Source organism: Pseudomonas sp. LB3P58, from assembly GCF_054897895.1.
In genome coordinates this window covers 389,019-407,071 of record NZ_JBUBVE010000001.1, presented here as the reverse complement: position 1 = coordinate 407,071, position 18,053 = coordinate 389,019, and the positions used below count along the sequence as shown (strand labels likewise).

The window sequence follows — 18,053 nt, the reverse complement described above, 5'->3', positions numbered from 1 at the left end:
ACATGCCCGTGACTAGCCCACTCAGAATCCTGCCAGTCCCGCTGACTCTGGCCATGGCAATCGCCCTGGCCGGATGCGCCGGCCTGCCCGACCAGCGTCTGGCCAACGAAGCCCTCAAGCGCGGTGATACCACGCTGGCGGCGCAGAATTACCAGCAACTGGCAGACCTGGGCTACAGCGAAGCACAGGTTGGCCTCGCCGATATCCAGGTCGACAGCCGTGACCCGGCGCAGATCAAGAAAGCCGAGGCGACTTATCGCGCCGCGGCCAGCGTTTCGCCGCGGGCTCAGGCTCGCCTGGGTCGTCTGTTGGTGGCCAAACCCGGCTCCACCGAAGCCGAACAGCACGAAGCCGAAGGTCTGTTGAAAAAAGCCTCGGCCAATGGTGAAGGCAACACCCTGATCCCGCTGGCGATGCTGTACCTGCAATACCCGCACAGTTTCCCGAACGTCAACGCGCAACAGCAGATCAGCCAATGGCGCGCCGAAGGCAAGCCGGAAGCGGGCCTGGCCCAAGTGCTGCTCTATCGCACCCAGGGCACTTACGACCAGCACCTGGACGAAGTGGAAACGATCTGCAAAGCCGCGTTGAACACCACCGACATCTGCTACGTCGAACTGGCCACGGTCTATCAGAAAAAAGCCCAGCCAGAGAAACAGGCCGAGCTGATCAAGCAAATGCAAGCCGCTCAGGCTCGCGGCGCGGTTTCCGCCCAGCGGGTGGACAGCGTGGCTCGCGTACTGGGCGATGCATCCCTGGGCACGACCGACGAGAAAACTGCGCAGTCACTGCTCGAAGGCATCGCACCCGGTTACCCCGCTTCCTGGGTCAGCCTGGCACAACTGCTCTACGACTTCCCGGAACTGGGTGACGTCGACACGATGATGAAGTACCTGGACAACGGCCGCGCTGCCGACCAGCCGCGCGCCGAACTGTTGCTGGGCAAGCTCTACTACGAAGGCAAAATGGTCCCGGCCGACGCGAAGGTCGCCGAAGAACACTTCAAGAAAGCCGTCGACAGAGAAGTGGCCGCCGATTACTACCTCGGCCAGATCTACCGTCGCGGTTACCTGGGCAAGGTCTATTCGCAAAAAGCGCTGGACCACCTGCTCAAGGCTGCGCGTAACGGCCAGAACAGCGCCGACTTCGCCATTGCCCAACTGTTCTCCCAAGGCAAGGGCACCCGGCCCGACCCGCTTAACGCTTATGTCTTCAGCCAATTGGCCAAGGCCCAGAACACCCCGCAAGCCACCGAGCTTGCGCAAACACTCGAAGCCCAACTGCCGCCTGCCCAGCTCGCCGAGGCCCAACGCCTGTTGAAACAAGAACAGGCCGTTCGTGGTGCCTTGAGTCAGAACACGCTGGAACTGCATGCCCTGGAAGAAGAAGACGGCGAGGAATCCCTATGAAGTTGAATCCATTCGTTAAGGCCGGTATTGGCCTGTCATTCGCCCTGCTGTGGTCGTGCCCGACCCTGGCGGCCCTGACTGAAAGCAAGAACTACGGCCTTGACGTGAAAGTCACCGCCCAGTCCGAAGACGACACTGACCTCGGTACGGCGAGCGGCGGCGACGTCAATGGCGTCGGCCTCGACCTGCGTCCATGGATCTACGGCGAGAGCGGCGCGTGGAGCGGCTACGCCATGGGTCAGGCCGTGACGTCCACCGACATCATCGAGACGGACACCCTGCAACAGTCCGACAGCGACGGCACCCAGTCCACCGACAGCGGTGGTCGCAAGAGCAAGAAAAACTACCTGGCGATGCGTGAGTTCTGGGTCGGTTACAGCGGCCTGACGCCGTACCCCGGCGAGATGCTCAAGCTCGGTCGCCAGCGCCTGCACAACGACGACGGTCAATGGCGCGACACCAACATCGAAGCCCTGAACTGGACCTTCGACACCACCCTGTTGCGCGCCAACGCCGGTGTCGCCGAACGCTTCAGCGAATACCGCACCGACCTCACAGAACTCGCGCCCAAGGACAAGGATCGCCTGCACGCTTTCGCCGATGCGGCGTACCAGTGGACCCCGGGCAACTGGGTCGGCATTCGCGGTCATCACACCCACGATGACGGCAAGCTCGACTACGCGCAGCCGGGTGTTCCCGCCGATTCCCTGGACAAGAAACAGAATGGCGACATCAGCTGGATAGGCCTTACCGCCGACAGCGATGCCTACAACTGGCGCAACACCAACACCGTCAACTACTGGGGAAGCGTGACCGGTATGAGCGGCGACCGCGACAAGGTCAACCCGCTCAACGCCGATGGCACCGTTCCAGCACAAGCCAAAACCAGTGGCAATGTAGACGGCTGGGCCACTGACCTGGGCGTGCGTCTGCGCCTCGATCCGCAATGGCAAGTCGGTGCAGCCTATGCCCGTGCCAGTGCCGATTACGAACAGAACGGCCTGGAAAGCAACCGCTCGAACTACACCGGTACTCGCTCGCGGGTTCACCGTTTCGGCGAAGCCTTCCGTGGCGAAATGCAAAACATGCAGTCCGCCACTCTGTTCGGTTCGTGGATGCTCAACGACGAATACGACGCCAGTGTGATTTACCATAAATTCTGGCGCGTAGACGGCAACAAGCCTGTCGGCAGCAACGGCATCAACGCCGTCGAGAACAACACCGACGACGCGACCGGCGCAATTCTTTCCAGCACGTCCCTGCCGCTGGAAGATGGCAGCAAAGACCTCGGCCAGGAAATGGACGTGGTCGTCACCAAGTACTTCAAGCAAGGCCTGCTGCCCGCCTCCTTGAGCCAATCGATCGATGAGCCTTCGGCCCTGGTGCGGTTGCGTGGCGGTGTGTTCAAGCCCGGCGATGCGTATGGCAAAGGCGTCGACTCGTACATGCACCGCGCGTTTATCGACGTGATCTGGCGCTTCTGATGCGAACCGCTAAGGGAGTTCCTGACATGAACAGTCCGAAGAGAGGCTCGATAACCTTGCTGGCCGGCGCGATGTTGCTGGCCAGCACGGCAGTCTTCGCCACTGTGGAGCCGGCCTCGCCCGTTCAAAAAGGCCAGCCGGCGACCATTGCCAAGGGATTGCAACAAGCCAAGACCTACACCGTCAGCAGCGCACCGACCGCGCCGCTGGAGCTGGCCAAGCCGAAACTGCCGGACACCTCCGGCTATACCGCCGAAGCCATCGCCGCGAAAGTCGTGCGCACCAAGCCCGGCAAAATCAGCGTGCGCCGGATGATGCAGGAAAACGCCCTGAAGGACTTCATCGGCGGCGATAACAAGATGGCCGAATGGGTCGTGCGTCAGCACGGTATCCCGCAGGCGATTTTCATCGACGACGGCTACATGAACCTCAAGGATCTGGCCAATAAAGTACCTAAGCAGTACTTCAGCGAAACCTCGCCAGGTGTGTTCCTGGCGAAGTTGCCGATCGTGGTGGGTGAGAAAGGCATCCTGGAAATCGACAAGCAGACCCAGGAACTGCGCCTGTCCCAAGAGGGCGGTTCGTTCCTGGTCAACGACGGTCAGCTATTCGTGCGCGATACCAAAATCACTGGCTGGAGCGAGAAGGCAAACGGCCCGGCGGCCTTCAAGTCGCCGAAGGAATTCCGTCCGTTCCTGCTGTCCTGGGGCGGCACCCAGACCTACATCGCCAACAGCAAGATCGCCAGTTTCGGCTACGCCAACAGTAAGTCCTACGGCGTGAGTATTTCCCAATACACGCCGAACATGGCCAAGGTGCTCAAGCGCCCTGAACCAAGCGGCTGGATCGTCGGCTCCGAGTTCTCGGACATGTGGTACGGCTTCTACTGCTACGAAACCCGCGACTTCGTGGTCAAGGGCAACACCTACAAAGACAACATCGTCTACGGCATTGACCCGCATGACCGTTCCCACGGTCTGATCATTGCCGACAACACAGTGTTTGGTACCAAGAAGAAGCACGGGATCATTATTTCCCGTGAAGTGAACGACAGCTTCATCTTCAACAACCGCAGCTACGACAACAAGTTGTCGGGCCTGGTGATCGACCGTAACAGCGTCAACAACCTGATCGCCTACAACGAGATCTACAAGAACCACACCGACGGCATCACCCTCTACGAGAGTGCCGACAACCTGATCTACGGCAACAAGGTGATCAGCAACCGACGCCACGGCATCCGGATTCGTAACAGCGTGAACATCCGCCTCTACGAAAACCTGTCCATGGCCAACGGTCTGACCGGTGTCTACGGGCACATCAAGGACCTGAGCGACACCGACCGGGACATCAAGCTCGACCCGTTCGATGCCGAGGTATCCCTGATCGTGGTCGGCGGCGAACTGGCCGGCAACGGCAGCGGCCCGCTGTCCATCGACTCGCCGTTGAGCGTCGAGTTGTATCGCGTGTCGATGCTCGCGCCGACCAAATCCAGCGGCATCAGCTTCTCGGGGATTCTCGGCGAGCGCCAGGACGAAATTCTCGACCTGCTGGTACGCCAGCAGAAAGCCGTGTTGATCGACCCTGTCGAACGCCAGACCAAAGTACGGGACTGAGGATAATTTTATGCACTCACACTTGATCAAATTACTCAGCCTGTCGGCCCTGACTGTCGGCATTTTCGCGGCCAGTGCCGGCGCTCGTGCCGATGAAGCCAAAGCACCTGCCTTCAGCGCCGAACCGTGCTGCAGCCTGTGTCCGGAAGCCCACGACGCGAAGAACTACACCACGCGTTATCAGCAGAACTTCACCACGCTGGTGCAGGCTCAGGGCGATTGGCTGTTCCGTACGCAAGAAGACTTGCGCACCGAGTTCGACACCACACCCGCCGGCTACAAACGCATGAAAGAACTGCACGATGCGTTCAAGAGCAAAGGCATTGAACTGGTCATCGTTTACCAGCCGACCCGTGGTCTGGTGAACCGCAACAAGCTCAACCCGGAAGACAAGGCCAAGTACGATTTCGACAAGGCCTTGAGGAACTACAAGACCATGCTCGGGCGTTTCGCCGCCATGGGCTACACCGTGCCGGACCTGTCGCCGCTGACCAACGAGTCGCTGCCTGACACCCTGCCGGCCCACGATTTCTACTTCCAGGGCGACCAACACTGGACGCCGTATGGCGCCCAGCGTACGGCGAAAATCGTCGGTGAGCAAATCAAGAAAATGCCGGCCTTTGCCGACGTACCGAAGCGCGAATTCGAGAGCCATAAGTCGGGTCGCATGGGCAAGACTGGAACGTTACACAACATGGCTGGTCAACTCTGTGGCACCAGCTACGCGATCCAGTACATGGATCAGTTCACCACCGAGCCGAAAGGCGAAGCAGCTGATGGCGATCTGTTCAGTGATTCCGGCAATCCGGAGATCACCCTGGTCGGCACCAGCCACAGTGGCAAGAACTACAACTTCGCCGGTTTCCTCGAAGAGGCCATCGGCGCCGACATCCTCAACGTGGCGTTCCCCGGCGGTGGCCTGGAAGGTTCGATGCTTCAGTACCTGGGCAGCGAAGAGTTCCAGACCAAGCCGCCGAAGATTCTGATCTGGGAATTCTCGCCGCTCTATCGCCTCGACCAGGAAACCATCTACCGCCAGATGATGGCGCTGCTGGACAACGGTTGCGAAGGAAAGGATGCACAGATGACCGGCAGCACCACGTTGAAACCGGGCAAGAACGAATTGATGGTCAACAGCAAGAACCTGAACCTGCAAAACAGCAGTCACCAGGTTGATATCCGCTTCGCCGATCCGTCGGTGAAAACTCTGCAAGCCACCCTCTGGTACATGAACGGTCGCCACGAGGACATCAAGATCGAAAAGCCGGAAACCTCCGACACTGACGGGCGTTTCGCCTTTGAGTTGCGCACGGACGAAGACTGGGCCTCGCAGAATCTGCTGGCCGTCGAAATCCAGGGCCCTGAAGCAGGGGCCGCGGGACAGAAAGTCGAAGCGAAAATCTGCAAACGCAACGTATTCCCTGGCGCTGGGCAGCGTACCGCTCAGACCGGGCAATGAGGCAACTATGCAAACCCGAACTTTGAAAAGATTGATCGCACCGTCCCTGTTGAGCCTGGCCATGTTTGCCGGTGCGACTCAGGCCGCCGCGCCACTGCGCCCGCCACAGGGGTACTTCGCGCCGATTGAAAAAGTCAAAACCGGCGACAAGAGCGAAGGTTGTGATGCGATGCCGACGCCATACACCGGCTCGCTGCAATTTCGCAGCAAATACGAAGGTTCCGACAAGGCCCGTTCGACCCTGAACGAGGTATCGGAAAAAGCCTTTCGCGACAGCACCGCCGACATCACCAAACTGGAACGCGGCACCAGCAAGCGCGTGATGCAGTTCATGCGTGACGGTCGTCCGGAACAACTCGAGTGCACGCTGAACTGGTTGACCGCCTGGGCCAAGGCCGATGCGTTAATGTCCAAGGACTTCAACCACACCGGCAAGTCGATGCGCAAATGGGCCTTGGGCAGCATGGCTTCTTCGTACATTCGCCTGAAGTTTTCCGACTCCCATCCATTGGCGAATCATCCGCAAGAATCGCAGTTGATTGAAGCCTGGTTCAACAAAATGGCCGATCAGGTAGTCAGCGACTGGGACAACTTGCCGCTGGAACAAACCAACAACCATTCGTACTGGGCCGCCTGGTCGGTGATGGCAACGTCCATCGCCACCAACCGCCGCGACCTGTTCGATTGGTCGGTGAAAGAGTTCAAGGTCGGCGCCAATCAAATCGACGCGCAGGGTTTCCTGCCCAACGAACTCAAGCGCCAGCAACGCGCCCTCGCCTACCACAACTACGCCCTGCCGCCGCTCGCGATGATCGCCAGTTTCGCTCAGGTCAACGGTGTGGACTTGCGTCAGGAAAACAACGGCGCATTGAAACGCCTGGGTGATCGAGTGCTCGCGGGTGTCAAAGACCCGGAAGAATTCGAGAACAAGAACGGTAAGGAACAGGACATGACCGACCTGAAAGTCGATTCGAAATTCGCCTGGCTCGAACCGTTCTGCTCGCTCTACACCTGCTCGCCGGATGTGCTTGAGAAAAAGCACGAGATGCAGCCGTTCAAGACCTTCCGCCTCGGGGGTGACCTGACCAAGGTCTACGACCCGGCGAATGAGAAGGGCAAAAAAGGTAGTTGAGTTTTGCGGGGTGGCTGAAAACCACCTCTCACCCTAACCCTCTCCCCGGAGGGGCGAGGGGACTGACCGAGGCGTCTGGTTAAGTTTCGGCGACATGCGATATCGAGCCGATCTCAATTTTTGAAAGCCATCGAGATCAGGCTCCCTCTCCCCTCCGGGGAGAGGGCGGGGGGTGAGGGGTTGGTCTAAAGGCCAGCCACACCCCTCAAGGAAACACCGTTTTACCCCTCGATTTCGGTGGGGGGGTTTGGGGGGGCTGCGGCCCTTGACTGTTGGTTAAACATGGAGAGACCGGGATGGTATTTTCATCCAACGTGTTCCTGTTTTTGTTCCTGCCGATCTTTCTCGGCATGTACTACTTAAGCGGAATACGCTATCGCAACCTGCTGCTGCTGATCGCCAGCTACGTGTTCTATGCCTGGTGGCGTGTGGACTTCCTTGCGCTGTTCGCAGCCGTCACCCTGTGGAACTACTGGATCGGCCTCAAAGTCGGTGCCGCAGGCGTTCGGACCAAACCGGCACAACGCTGGTTGCTCCTGGGCGTGGCCGTCGACCTGTGCATTCTCGGCTACTTCAAGTACGCCAACTTCGGCGTCGACAGCATCAACGCGATGATGACCTCCGTCGGTCTGTCGCCGTTCATCCTGACCCACGTGCTGTTGCCGATCGGGATCTCGTTCTACATCTTCGAGTCCATCAGCTACATCATTGACGTCTACCGTGGTGATACCCCGGCGACCCGCAACCTGATCGACTTTGCCGCGTTCGTGGCGATCTTCCCGCACCTGATCGCCGGTCCGGTGTTGCGTTTCCGCGATCTCGCCGACCAGTTCAACAACCGCACCCACACCCTCGACAAGTTCTCCGAAGGTGCGACGCGATTCATGCAGGGCTTCATCAAGAAGGTCTTCATCGCCGACACCCTGGCGGTCGTGGCCGACCATTGCTTCGCCTTGCAGAACCCGACCACGGGCGATGCCTGGCTCGGCGCGCTGGCCTACACCGCGCAGCTGTATTTCGACTTCTCCGGTTACAGCGACATGGCGATCGGTCTGGGCTTGATGATGGGTTTCCGCTTCATGGAAAACTTCAAACAGCCGTACATCAGCCAGTCGATCACCGAGTTCTGGCGTCGCTGGCACATCAGCCTGTCCACCTGGTTGCGTGACTACCTGTACATCACGCTGGGCGGTAACCGTAAAGGTACGCTGATGACCTATCGCAACCTGTTCCTGACCATGCTGCTCGGTGGTCTGTGGCACGGCGCGAACATCACGTACATCGTCTGGGGCGCCTGGCACGGCATGTGGCTGGCGATCGAAAAAGCCCTCGGCCTGAATACCTCGCCGCGCAGCATCAACCCGATCCGCTGGGCGCTGACCTTCCTGCTCGTCGTCATGGGCTGGGTGATCTTCCGCTCGGAAAACCTGCACGTCGCCGGTCGTATGTACGGCGCGATGTTCAGCTTCGGCGAATGGTCATTGTCGGAACTCAACGCGGCCAGCCTCACCGGCCTGCAAGTGGCGACCCTGGTGGTGGCTTACATGACCCTGGCGTTCTTCGGCATTCGTGACTTCTACAGCAACCTGCCGCCTGAGAAGACCAAGCCTGTTGTGAACGTCGAGGCCGATGGCCCGGCTGCCGCGACCCCTGGAATGATCAAAGCCGTACCGGGCGACAACCCGGGCAGCATCCACCAGCCTGGCTACACCGTCGGCGTTGAAGCGACTGTGCAACCGGCCTACTGGACTGCGGACTGGTCTCGTTACGTGATGCGCACGCTGGTACTGGTGCTGTTCATCGCCTCGATTTTCAAACTCTCGGCGCAAAGCTTCTCGCCGTTCCTTTACTTCCAGTTCTGAGGGATCTGACTATGACCCGCTCATTACGCATCCTCTACATCGCCCTGTTCATGGTGACGCTGTTGGTCCTTGGCGTGTGGTCCACGCGCAGCTTCCTCGGCTTCAGTACCTCTGCCGAAACGACGGTGCTCAACGGTCGCTGGACCAAAGCCGTGGAAACGCATTACGACGACGAGTTTCCGATCAAGCGCCTGGGCACCAACCTTTGGGCTGCGCTGGATTTCAAACTGTTCAACGAAGGTCGTCCGGGCGTCGTGCTCGGCCGCGATCAGTGGTTGTACAGCGATGAGGAATTCAACCCGATCGTCAACGAAGAGCTGAACCTGCAAGGCAACTACGCGCTGGTTGAAGGCGTGCGCCAGGAACTGAAAGCCAAAGGCGTGAAACTGGTCATGGCAATCGTGCCGGCCAAGACTCGCCTGTACCCGGAACACCTGGGTGAAGTGAAGCCTTCGAGTATCCACGCCAACCTCTATGACGACTTCCACGCTCATGTGGCGGCCAACAAAGTCCTCGCTCCCGATCTGTTCGGCCCGATGCTGAAAGCCAAGCTGGACGGTCAGCAAGTGTTCCTGCGCACCGACACCCACTGGACCCCGGAAGGCGCACAAATCGCCGCCGAGACCCTGGCGAAATCCATTTCCGACAAGTACCCGCTGAGCGGCGAGCCGCAACACTTCGTCACTGAACCTGCGGAGAAGGTGACTCACAAGGGCGACCTGCGGTTGTTCCTGCCGCTGGACCCGCTGTTCGAAAACCTGATGCCCAAGACTGAGCCGTTGCAGAAGCGCAACACCGTTGCGGCGCAGGACCAGCCTGCCGCTGATGACGCCCTGTTCGCCAACACTGAAGTGCCGGTGGCCCTGATCGGCACCAGCTACAGCGCCAACCCCAACTGGAACTTCGTCGGTGCGCTGAAACAAGCGCTGAACAGCGACGTGGTCAATTACGCCGAAGACGGCCACGGCCCGATTCTGCCGATGCTCAGCTACCTGAAAAGTGATGCTTTCAAGAACAGCCCGCCACAGGTGCTGATCTGGGAGTTTCCTGAACGTTATCTGCCTGTGAACAACGAAATCGGTGACGCCGACCCGCAGTGGGTCGCAGAGCTCAAAGAAGCCGGCGTTCGCCAACAAAACGTAGCCGCAAACACTAAATCCGAGACGCCCGACCGGGCGCAAAACTGAAAGAGAGGTACACCATGACTTTCACTACTACTCCTCGCCGTCTCGCCAAGACCTTCGCTCTCGTTGCTGGCATGAGCGTGTTGTCGATGTCCGCCTTCGCTGGCGACGCCGCACTCTACGGCCCGACTGCACCGAAAGGTTCAAGCTTCGTACGTGTCTACAACGCCGGTAACGCTGAAGTCAGCGCCACCGTCGGCACCACCAACCTGGCCGAAGTCGCGCCGCTGTCCAGCACTGACTTCAGCTTCATGCCGGGCGGCGACTACAGCGCCAAGGTCGGTAGCCAGTCCCTGCCGGTGAAACTGGCCGGTGACCACTATTACACCCTGGTCAACAACGCCAGCGGCGCACCGCAACTGATCGAAGAGCCGCCGTTCAAGAACAAGCAGAAATCCCTGGTTCGCGTGCAGAACCTCAGCGACAAGGCCCTGACCCTGAAAACCGCGGACGGCAAGACTGAAGTGGTCCCGACCGTGGCCGCCAAGGGCCGTGGCGAGCGTGAAATCAACCCGGTTAAAGTCAGCCTGGCGCTATACGATGGCGACAAGAAAGTCGGCGACGTGAAGCCGGTTGCCCTGGAACGCGGTGAAGCCGCGGTGCTGTACGTCACTGGCAGCGGCAGCAGCCTGGCACCAGTCTGGGTAAAACGCCCGGTTTCGACGCGCTAATCATTTTTCCGGGTAGCCCACGGGCTACCCCGGACACGGAATAAGAACAAGAGTGAAACGACAGAACGCAGTAGCTCTGACCCATACGATTTTCAAGGAGTAACAACATGATTCCGGTGATCTTGTCAGGTGGTAGTGGCTCACGTCTTTGGCCGCTTTCGCGCAAACAGTTTCCCAAACAATTCCTCGCCCTGACCGGCGAACAAACATTGTTCCAGCAAACCCTGGAACGCCTGGTGTTCGAAGGCATGGACACCCCCATCGTGGTCTGCAACAAGGAACACCGTTTCATCGTCAACGAGCAGCTGGGCGCCCGTAAACTGGACGTACAGCGCATCCTGATGGAACCGTTCGGCCGCAACACCGCGCCAGCCGTGGCCTTGACCGCACTGATGCTGGTCAACGAAGGTCGCGACGAATTGATGTTGGTGCTGCCAGCCGACCACGTGCTGGAAGATCAGAAAGCCCTGCAACGCGCGCTGGCCCTGGCCACGGTCGCTGCAGAAAACGGCGAAATGGTGCTGTTCGGCGTACCGGCCACCAAACCGGAAACCGGCTACGGCTACATCAAGTCGGCTAACGATTCGCTGCTGCCCGAAGGTGTCAGCCGCGTCTCGCACTTCGTCGAAAAACCGGACGTGAAACGCGCCACCGAGTTCGTCGAGTCCGGCGGTTACTTCTGGAACAGCGGCATGTTCCTGTTCCGCGCCAGCCGTTTCCTCGAAGAGCTGAAAAAACACGATCCGGACATCTACGACACCTGCGTGCTGACCCTGGAACGCAGCGAGCAGGATGCCGACACCGTCGACATCGACTCCGCCACCTTCGCTTGCTGTCCGGACAATTCCATCGACTACTCGGTGATGGAAAAAACCCAGCGCGCCTGCGTTGTACCGCTGACCGCGGGCTGGAGCGATGTCGGCTGCTGGTCGTCGTTGTGGGAAGTGAATGAAAAAGACGCCAACGGCAACGTCACCAAAGGCGATGTGGTCATTCAGGACAGCAAAAACTGCATGATCCACGGCAACGGCAAACTGGTGTCGGTGATCGGCCTGGATAACATCGTGGTCGTCGAAACCAAGGACGCCATGATGATCGCCCACAAGGACAAGGTCCAAGGCGTGAAACAGATGGTCAACACCCTCAACGAGCTGGGCCGTAGCGAAACCCAGACCCACTGTGAAGTCTATCGTCCGTGGGGCTCCTACGACTCGGTGGACATGGGCGGCCGCTTCCAGGTCAAGCGCATCTCGGTCAAACCGGGCGCGTGCCTGTCGTTGCAGATGCACCACCACCGCGCCGAACACTGGATCGTGGTCAGTGGCACCGCTGAAGTGACCTGCGACGAAAACGTGTTCCTGCTCACTGAAAACCAGTCGACCTACATCCCGATCGCCTCGGTCCACCGCTTGCGCAATCCGGGCAAGATCTCGCTGGAAATCATCGAAGTGCAGTCGGGCAGCTACCTGGGCGAAGACGATATCGAGCGGTTTGAAGATATCTACGGTCGCTCCAACCCGATCGAACGCGGCGTGTCGGTGAAAACCATCGCGCAGTGATTGATCTGTAACACAAGAAGCCCCCGTCCGACCCGCTGCGTTTCCCTATCCGCAGCAGGTTGGGTGGGGGCTTTTTTTTTGTCTCACGTTTTTGTTGCCTCCGCGGGCCTCATCGCGAGCAAGCTCGCTCCCACATTTAATCGCATTCCCATAAGACAACTCCGTCGAATGTGGGAGCGAGCCTGCTCGCGATGGGGCCTGACCAGCCGCCGCTGAATGAATGCCCATCGCCAAGCGCACCCAGGCTTAGGTAGGATGACCTTCTCCCCTCCCGAGGTTTGCGTCATGTTCATCGGCGTCCTGCTGGTCATCACCTGGCTGATTTTGTTGCTGCGCTACCCGGCCAAGGCATTGCCGGTTTCTCTGGCAGCCGCCGTTGGTTTGGGTCTGGTGGCAACCTGGGTGATCTGGCTGGACAACCGCGAGGTCAAGCAACTGGCGCGCTTGGAGTTGCGCATCACTTATGCGCCCGAACACTGCCCGGCGGACCGGCCGTTGCAACTGAAAATGAACAACGGCAACGACGTGCCGCTGACCGAACTGCGCTGGCGCATCGCCGCGTATGCGCCGGGCGATACGGTCAACCTGGCCGACAATCAATACGCCGCACCGCGCTATCGCGGCCCCGGCGAACTGCAGGCCGGCGCGAACTGGGAAGACTGTTTGCCGCTGCCGCCGCTGCGCCCTGGCTATCGTCCCCAAACACTAGAGTTTCGCGCTGAGCGTTTGCAGGGTGGTTTCTCCGATTAATCCCCTTCCTCTTTTTGCACAAGGACCGCGCCATGCCCGTTGCGTTGATTACCGGTTGTTCCAGCGGCATTGGCCGCGCCTTGGCTGATGTGTTCAAAAATGCCGGATACGACGTCTGGGCCAGCGCCCGCAAGGCTGAAGACGTGGCGGCGCTGGCCGCTGCCGGTTTCACCGCCGTGCAACTGGACGTCAACGATGGCGCCGCACTCGAACACTTGAGCGAGCGCATCAACCAGCAACATGGCGGCCTCGACGTGCTGATCAACAATGCCGGTTATGGCGCCATGGGGCCGTTGCTCGACGGCGGTGTGCCGGCCATGCAGCGGCAATTCGAAACCAATGTGTTCGCCATTGTCGGCGTCACCCGCGCCCTGTTCCCGGTGCTGCGTCGCGCCAAGGGTCTGGTGGTGAACATCGGCAGCGTGTCCGGGGTTTTGGTCACGCCATTCGCCGGCGCCTACTGCGCCTCGAAAGCGGCGGTGCATGCCTTGACCGATGCGTTGCGCATGGAACTGGCGCCGTTTGGTGTGCGGGTCATGGAAGTCCAGCCGGGCGCCATCGCCTCGAGTTTTGCCAAGAATGCCGGCCATGAGGCGGAGCAGTTGATTACCGAACAATCGCCGTGGTTTCCACTGCGTGAAGGCATTCGCGCACGGGCCAAGGCCTCCCAGGACAACCCGACCCCGGCCAGTGAATTTGCCGCCGGGTTGCTCAAGGCCGTGCAGCAGAGCAAACCACCGCGCCTGATTCGTCTGGGCAATGGCAGCCGGGCGTTGCCGTTGCTGGCGGGGTTGTTGCCTAAAGGGCTGCTGGAAGCGGGGTTGATGAAGCGGTTCGGGTTGCGCGGGCAACTCTGAGACCGAGTCGACGCCATCGCGAGCAGGCTCGCTCCCACAGGGTTCTGCTGCGTGGCATAAATTGCATTCACACCAAAGATCCCTGTGGGAGCGAGCCTGCTCGCGATGGCGTCAGAACTAACGCAGAAAATTTCAGGAAACACTTCCATGACTGACTACACCGAATACTTTGACGAAGTGATCCAGGCTCACGTCGCCATCGAGCAATGGTTAGCCGAGGAACAGGACGAGCCGACGCTTGAACGGTTGCTGACGCGTTTTTCTCCGCAGTTTTCCATGGTCTCGCCGTTGGGCCGGGTGCTGGATTTCGATGCGTTGAGCGAATTGTTTTTGATGGCCGGCGGGAAGAAGCTCGGGTTCAGAATCGAGCTCAGCGAGTTGCGCGGCATCGCTCTGCACGACGGTGGTGCAACGGTGAGTTATCGCGAGCAGCAGACCGATGCGACGGGGTTGCACTCTGATCGGCGGTCGACGGTGGTGTTTGAGAAGCAGGCGGATGGCAAGGTGGTTTGGCGGCATTTGCATGAGACGTTTTGCAAGGAATGAACCTTTGCCTTATGTCTGATAGACCGAGTCGCTTCATTCGCGAGCAAGCCCGCTCCCACATTAGATTTTCAGTGAACACGGAATATGTGTACGACGCAGATCAAGTGTGGGAGCGGGCTTGCTCGCGAAGGGCCCGACTCGGTCTAACGGTCAGTTAACCACAACGGTGCACGTAATCCCCGCCGCCAACAGCACCCCTTCCGGCACTTCATCAATGTGTATCCGCACCGGCACCCGCTGCGCCAAACGCACCCAGTTAAAGGTCGGGTTCACATCTGCAATCAGCTCGCGGCTCTCCGGGTTATCGCGATCGTAGATGCCGCGAGAAATGCTTTCCACATGCCCCTTCAACACTTCCCCACTCATCAGCTGCATGTCGGCTTTATCGCCGATCCGCACGTGGGGCAATTTGGTTTCTTCGAAGAAGCCGTAGACCCAGAACGAGTTCATGTCGACCACGGCCATTTTCGCCTCACCGATGCGCGCGTAATCGCCGCGATGCACATTGAGGTTGGTCACGTAGCCGTCCACCGCTGCGCGGACTTCAGTGCGTTTGAGGTTCAGTTCGGCGGCTTCGAGCTGCGCCTGAGCGTGCTGGTAATCGGCCAGGGCCGAGTCGGCGATGTTGCTGGCGTCGTCGCGGTTTTCCCTGGAGATCACCAGGTTGTCCATGTCGGCGCGGCGGTGGGCGTTGACCTTGCGCATCTCCCACGTCGACTTGCGCGAGGCCACCAGCGATTGTGCCTGTTTGACCGCGATGCGGTAGTGCTCGGGGTCGATCCGCATCAGCAAATCGCCCTTCTTCACCTGTTGATTGTCGCGCACCGGCACGTCCACCACTTCCCCGGTGACGTCGGCGGCGACGTTGATGATGTCGGCGCGCACCCGACCGTCGCGGGTCCATGGGGTGTCCATGTAATGCACCCACAGGGTCCGGCCGATCCACATCGCAAGGGCCAGCACCAGCAAGGTGGCGAGCAGGCTGAAAAGCTTTTTCATCAGGGCATTCTCAGTGGTAGACAGTCAGCGCCAGGGCGCCGAACAGACAGGTAAACAGACTCAGGCGCAGCAGCGCCGGGTGCCAGAAGAAACGGTACAGATCGAACCCGGACAGGAACCGATCAAGTGCCCAGGCCAGTGCCGCCGCAATGAAAAACATCAGGGTCATGGTCGGCATGTACACGCCGTGGAAGGCGATTTCACGAGGCATGTTCAAGTCCTTGGGGCTTGGCGGTGGCGTAAGCCGCGAGCGGTGATTGCGGGTCCAGCAACGAAGTGCGGATGAAGTGCAAATAGCTCTTCACCCGACGCAAGGCCGAGGTATCGAAATGCGGCGCGAAAGGTTCGTCGGTGGCTTGCACGCGGCTGATCGCGTGATCGACGGCGATCAATCCACGCTCCAGATTGCTCTGGCTCGGTTGCAGAAACAGTCGCACCAGCGAGCGCCCCATCACCCGGATCGCCTGACGCCACGGTTGGGATTCGGCATAGGCCGGATGCACCGGCAGGATCGCCTGTTCCTTGCGCAACTCGATGATCGCGTGGCCGACTTCCAGCACCACGAACATCCAGCGCAGCAAGTCCCGTTGCACCTGCGGCTGCCCTGCCGCGAGACCGTAGGCCTGATGCAGCAGGTCGCGGGTGCTGCTTTCGAAACTCGACGCCAAACCCTTGAGTTTGCCGCTGATGGCGTACACCACTTGCCCGCGCAAATCCTGCTCCAGCCGACGCCACAACCAGCGGCTGTTGGGCGGCAGAATGATCGCCCCGGCCGCCGCGCACACCAGCATGCCGAGCACCATGGCGATGTAGTCGTTGATGAAGGCGTATGGGTTGTAAACGGTGAGGTTGTCCGGCACCGAACCGGTGCTGAAGAAGATCAGCAAGCCGAGCCCTACGCCCGCATATTGAGGCCGTGAAGTCAGGAACGAACCGAGCACGATCACCGGTGCGAGCATCACGCAGAGCAACGGAAAACCGTCGATCCAGGGGAAGATGAAAAACATCTCGACGAAGCCGATCAGGGCCCCGAGGAACGTCCCGCAAGCCATCTGAAACGCCATGCGTTTCGGGTTCGGTGTCGCCGCTGAAAGGCCCACGGTCGCGGCGGCAATCAGGGTCATCGTCGCCCCGCTTGGCCACGCGGTGGCGACCCAATAGCTGCCCAGAACCACCAGAATAAACGCCGCGCGAATCCCCGAGGCGGCCGACGCCATCCAGTTGGTTTGCGGGGTGAACGGCTCATCCCATTGCTCGCGCGCATGGCTGTGATCGGCCAGCGACGCGTGGGTCTGTGCATAACTGTGCAGGTCATCGACAAAGCGATAGAGCAATTCGTACGCGGTATGAAAATCCAGCTGCTCGGCGTCGCTCGGATTGCTCTCCTGAAAAATCGCCCGCAAGCTGCGAACGCGTGCCGGCAAACCTTCTTTATAGGCGGTCAACGCGATCACCAGACGCCCCGCATCGGCGTTGGTCAAGGCACGACCGCTGAAGCCGTCGAGCAGTTCGGCGAGGTCCTGCAAACCCGGTTTGATCGCCGCAACCACGTGATCGGTGCCGCTGCTGCGCAAGCGTTCGAGCAACTGGTGCAAGGCGTTGAAACGGGTGGTAATGCCCATGAACTCGCTGTTCAAGCGGCTGAGCCGACCGTTGCGTCGACGCATGTGCGGGTCTTCAAACACAGTGACGCTGCGCAGCCCTTCCAGCCCCACGGCCTCAGCAATGAAGCGCACGTTGCTCGCCTCGAAAGCCTCCCGTTTGCTGCGACCACGCAAGCCATCGGTGACGAATAGCGCAAACACGCCGAAGCGCTGATACAAGGCGTTGCGCATGGCGGCGCTGGCGGATTGCGGCAGGATCGCGGCGCTGACCAGCGTGGAGCAAATGATCCCCAGGGAGATTTCCAGCACCCGCCAGACTGCCGCCATGAACGCGCCGTCCGGGTGCGCCAGTGCGGGCAAACCGACCATCGCGGCGGTGTACCCGGCGAGCACGAAACCGTAAGCGCGGAAGTTGCGATAGCGCGCCGCGCCGGCCGAACAGATGCCCACCCAGATCGCCAGCGAACCGAGGAACAGCTCGGTGTTCTGCGCAAACAAGGCAATCAACGCGACCATCACCGCCGAGCCGGCCAATGTCCCAAGAAAGCGATAGAAACTCTTGGCCAACACGTGACCGCTTTGTGGTTGCATGACGATGAACACGGTGATCATCGCCGTGCGCGGCTGCGGCAACTCCAGGCGCATGGCCAGCCACAGGGTCAGAAACGCCGCGAACAGCACCTTGAAAATGTAGACCCAGGTCACGCCATCGCTGCGCGCCCAGTCGAAGAAACCCCGGCGCCATTCAAGGGAATACAGCCAGCGCAAAGGTGCGGGCAAGGGAGTCATGAAATCCTGCTCAATGAAATTAAGGCCGGGCGCGGCACCTGTGGGAGCGAGCCTGCTCGCGAATGCGATGTGTCAGTCACTGCTGATTTCGCCTGACACACCGCATTCGCGAGCAGGCTCGCTCCCACAGGT

At 60.0% G+C, this 18,053-nt stretch carries 15 protein-coding genes; 12 read left to right on the top strand and 3 right to left on the bottom strand.

Features of this window, described 5'->3' with window-relative positions; all coding sequences use genetic code 11:
* Window positions 1-2 precede the first annotated feature (2 nt).
* From algK to ACYZTZ_RS01765, 12 genes are all read left to right on the top strand, one after another.
* A complete protein-coding gene (gene algK, locus ACYZTZ_RS01820; protein ID WP_461997034.1) occupies window positions 3-1,409 on the top strand; it encodes an alginate biosynthesis TPR repeat lipoprotein AlgK in 1,407 nt (468 codons plus the stop codon).
* Window positions 1,406-2,893, top strand: a complete 1,488-nt coding sequence (locus ACYZTZ_RS01815) for an alginate export family protein (RefSeq protein ID WP_461997033.1) — start codon at window positions 1,406-1,408, stop codon at window positions 2,891-2,893. Before algK ends, ACYZTZ_RS01815 begins: the two co-directional genes overlap by 4 nt.
* A gap of 26 nt (window positions 2,894-2,919) precedes the next feature.
* Window positions 2,920-4,509, top strand: coding sequence for a mannuronan 5-epimerase AlgG (gene algG, locus ACYZTZ_RS01810; protein ID WP_056743089.1), 1,590 nt, complete (start codon window positions 2,920-2,922; stop codon window positions 4,507-4,509).
* 10 nt (window positions 4,510-4,519) lie between these two features.
* Window positions 4,520-5,968 carry an alginate O-acetyltransferase gene (locus tag ACYZTZ_RS01805; protein ID WP_046045938.1) on the top strand — a complete coding sequence of 483 codons (1,449 nt, stop codon included), beginning with the start codon at window positions 4,520-4,522 and terminating at the stop codon, window positions 5,966-5,968.
* A gap of 7 nt (window positions 5,969-5,975) precedes the next feature.
* A complete protein-coding gene (locus tag ACYZTZ_RS01800; RefSeq protein WP_461997032.1) occupies window positions 5,976-7,100 on the top strand; it encodes a mannuronate-specific alginate lyase in 1,125 nt (374 codons plus the stop codon).
* Window positions 7,101-7,396: 296 nt separating this feature from the next.
* Window positions 7,397-8,962, top strand: a complete 1,566-nt coding sequence (locus ACYZTZ_RS01795; RefSeq protein WP_056743084.1) for an MBOAT family O-acyltransferase — start codon at window positions 7,397-7,399, stop codon at window positions 8,960-8,962.
* An 11-nt stretch (window positions 8,963-8,973) separates the two neighbouring features.
* Window positions 8,974-10,149, top strand: coding sequence for an alginate O-acetyltransferase (locus tag ACYZTZ_RS01790; RefSeq protein ID WP_056743082.1), 1,176 nt, complete (start codon window positions 8,974-8,976; stop codon window positions 10,147-10,149).
* Between the two features lie 14 nt (window positions 10,150-10,163).
* The gene (locus ACYZTZ_RS01785; protein WP_046045934.1) at window positions 10,164-10,817 is read left to right on the top strand and encodes an alginate O-acetyltransferase AlgF; all 654 of its coding nucleotides are present in this window, start codon (window positions 10,164-10,166) and stop codon (window positions 10,815-10,817) included.
* Window positions 10,818-10,924: 107 nt separating this feature from the next.
* The gene (locus tag ACYZTZ_RS01780; protein ID WP_461997031.1) at window positions 10,925-12,376 is read left to right on the top strand and encodes a mannose-1-phosphate guanylyltransferase/mannose-6-phosphate isomerase; all 1,452 of its coding nucleotides are present in this window, start codon (window positions 10,925-10,927) and stop codon (window positions 12,374-12,376) included.
* 285 nt (window positions 12,377-12,661) lie between these two features.
* Window positions 12,662-13,126 (top strand): multidrug transporter, encoded by a 465-nt coding sequence (locus ACYZTZ_RS01775; RefSeq protein ID WP_461997030.1) that lies wholly within the window; start codon window positions 12,662-12,664, stop codon window positions 13,124-13,126.
* Window positions 13,127-13,158: 32 nt separating this feature from the next.
* Complete coding sequence (locus ACYZTZ_RS01770; RefSeq protein WP_461997029.1) at window positions 13,159-13,983, top strand: SDR family oxidoreductase; 825 nt, start codon at window positions 13,159-13,161, stop codon at window positions 13,981-13,983.
* Between the two features lie 147 nt (window positions 13,984-14,130).
* Complete coding sequence (locus ACYZTZ_RS01765; protein WP_461997028.1) at window positions 14,131-14,529, top strand: DUF4440 domain-containing protein; 399 nt, start codon at window positions 14,131-14,133, stop codon at window positions 14,527-14,529.
* Window positions 14,530-14,679: 150 nt separating this feature from the next.
* On the opposite strand, the gene ACYZTZ_RS01760 is transcribed toward ACYZTZ_RS01765, so the two are convergent.
* The 3 genes from ACYZTZ_RS01760 to ACYZTZ_RS01750 are packed head-to-tail and all read right to left on the bottom strand — an operon-like array spanning window position 14,680 to window position 17,921.
* Window positions 14,680-15,528, bottom strand: coding sequence for an efflux RND transporter periplasmic adaptor subunit (locus tag ACYZTZ_RS01760; protein ID WP_140684284.1), 849 nt, complete (start codon window positions 15,526-15,528; stop codon window positions 14,680-14,682).
* A 10-nt stretch (window positions 15,529-15,538) separates the two neighbouring features.
* Complete coding sequence (locus ACYZTZ_RS01755; protein WP_008153498.1) at window positions 15,539-15,739, bottom strand: DUF1656 domain-containing protein; 201 nt, start codon at window positions 15,737-15,739, stop codon at window positions 15,539-15,541.
* On the bottom strand, window positions 15,729-17,921 hold the full coding sequence (locus ACYZTZ_RS01750) for an FUSC family protein (RefSeq protein ID WP_461997027.1): 2,193 nt from the start codon (window positions 17,919-17,921) through the stop codon (window positions 15,729-15,731). Before ACYZTZ_RS01750 ends, ACYZTZ_RS01755 begins: the two co-directional genes overlap by 11 nt.
* Window positions 17,922-18,053: the final 132 nt, after the last annotated feature.

Coding starts and splice junctions, on each gene's coding strand:
- algK (WP_461997034.1), top strand. CDS start 3: ATGCCCGTGACTAGCCCACTCAGAATCCTGCCAGTCCCGCTGACTCTG.
- ACYZTZ_RS01815 (WP_461997033.1), top strand. CDS start 1,406: ATGAAGTTGAATCCATTCGTTAAGGCCGGTATTGGCCTGTCATTCGCC.
- algG (WP_056743089.1), top strand. CDS start 2,920: ATGAACAGTCCGAAGAGAGGCTCGATAACCTTGCTGGCCGGCGCGATG.
- ACYZTZ_RS01805 (WP_046045938.1), top strand. CDS start 4,520: ATGCACTCACACTTGATCAAATTACTCAGCCTGTCGGCCCTGACTGTC.
- ACYZTZ_RS01800 (WP_461997032.1), top strand. CDS start 5,976: ATGCAAACCCGAACTTTGAAAAGATTGATCGCACCGTCCCTGTTGAGC.
- ACYZTZ_RS01795 (WP_056743084.1), top strand. CDS start 7,397: ATGGTATTTTCATCCAACGTGTTCCTGTTTTTGTTCCTGCCGATCTTT.
- ACYZTZ_RS01790 (WP_056743082.1), top strand. CDS start 8,974: ATGACCCGCTCATTACGCATCCTCTACATCGCCCTGTTCATGGTGACG.
- ACYZTZ_RS01785 (WP_046045934.1), top strand. CDS start 10,164: ATGACTTTCACTACTACTCCTCGCCGTCTCGCCAAGACCTTCGCTCTC.
- ACYZTZ_RS01780 (WP_461997031.1), top strand. CDS start 10,925: ATGATTCCGGTGATCTTGTCAGGTGGTAGTGGCTCACGTCTTTGGCCG.
- ACYZTZ_RS01775 (WP_461997030.1), top strand. CDS start 12,662: ATGTTCATCGGCGTCCTGCTGGTCATCACCTGGCTGATTTTGTTGCTG.
- ACYZTZ_RS01770 (WP_461997029.1), top strand. CDS start 13,159: ATGCCCGTTGCGTTGATTACCGGTTGTTCCAGCGGCATTGGCCGCGCC.
- ACYZTZ_RS01765 (WP_461997028.1), top strand. CDS start 14,131: ATGACTGACTACACCGAATACTTTGACGAAGTGATCCAGGCTCACGTC.
- ACYZTZ_RS01760 (WP_140684284.1), bottom strand. CDS start 15,528: ATGAAAAAGCTTTTCAGCCTGCTCGCCACCTTGCTGGTGCTGGCCCTT.
- ACYZTZ_RS01755 (WP_008153498.1), bottom strand. CDS start 15,739: ATGCCTCGTGAAATCGCCTTCCACGGCGTGTACATGCCGACCATGACC.
- ACYZTZ_RS01750 (WP_461997027.1), bottom strand. CDS start 17,921: ATGACTCCCTTGCCCGCACCTTTGCGCTGGCTGTATTCCCTTGAATGG.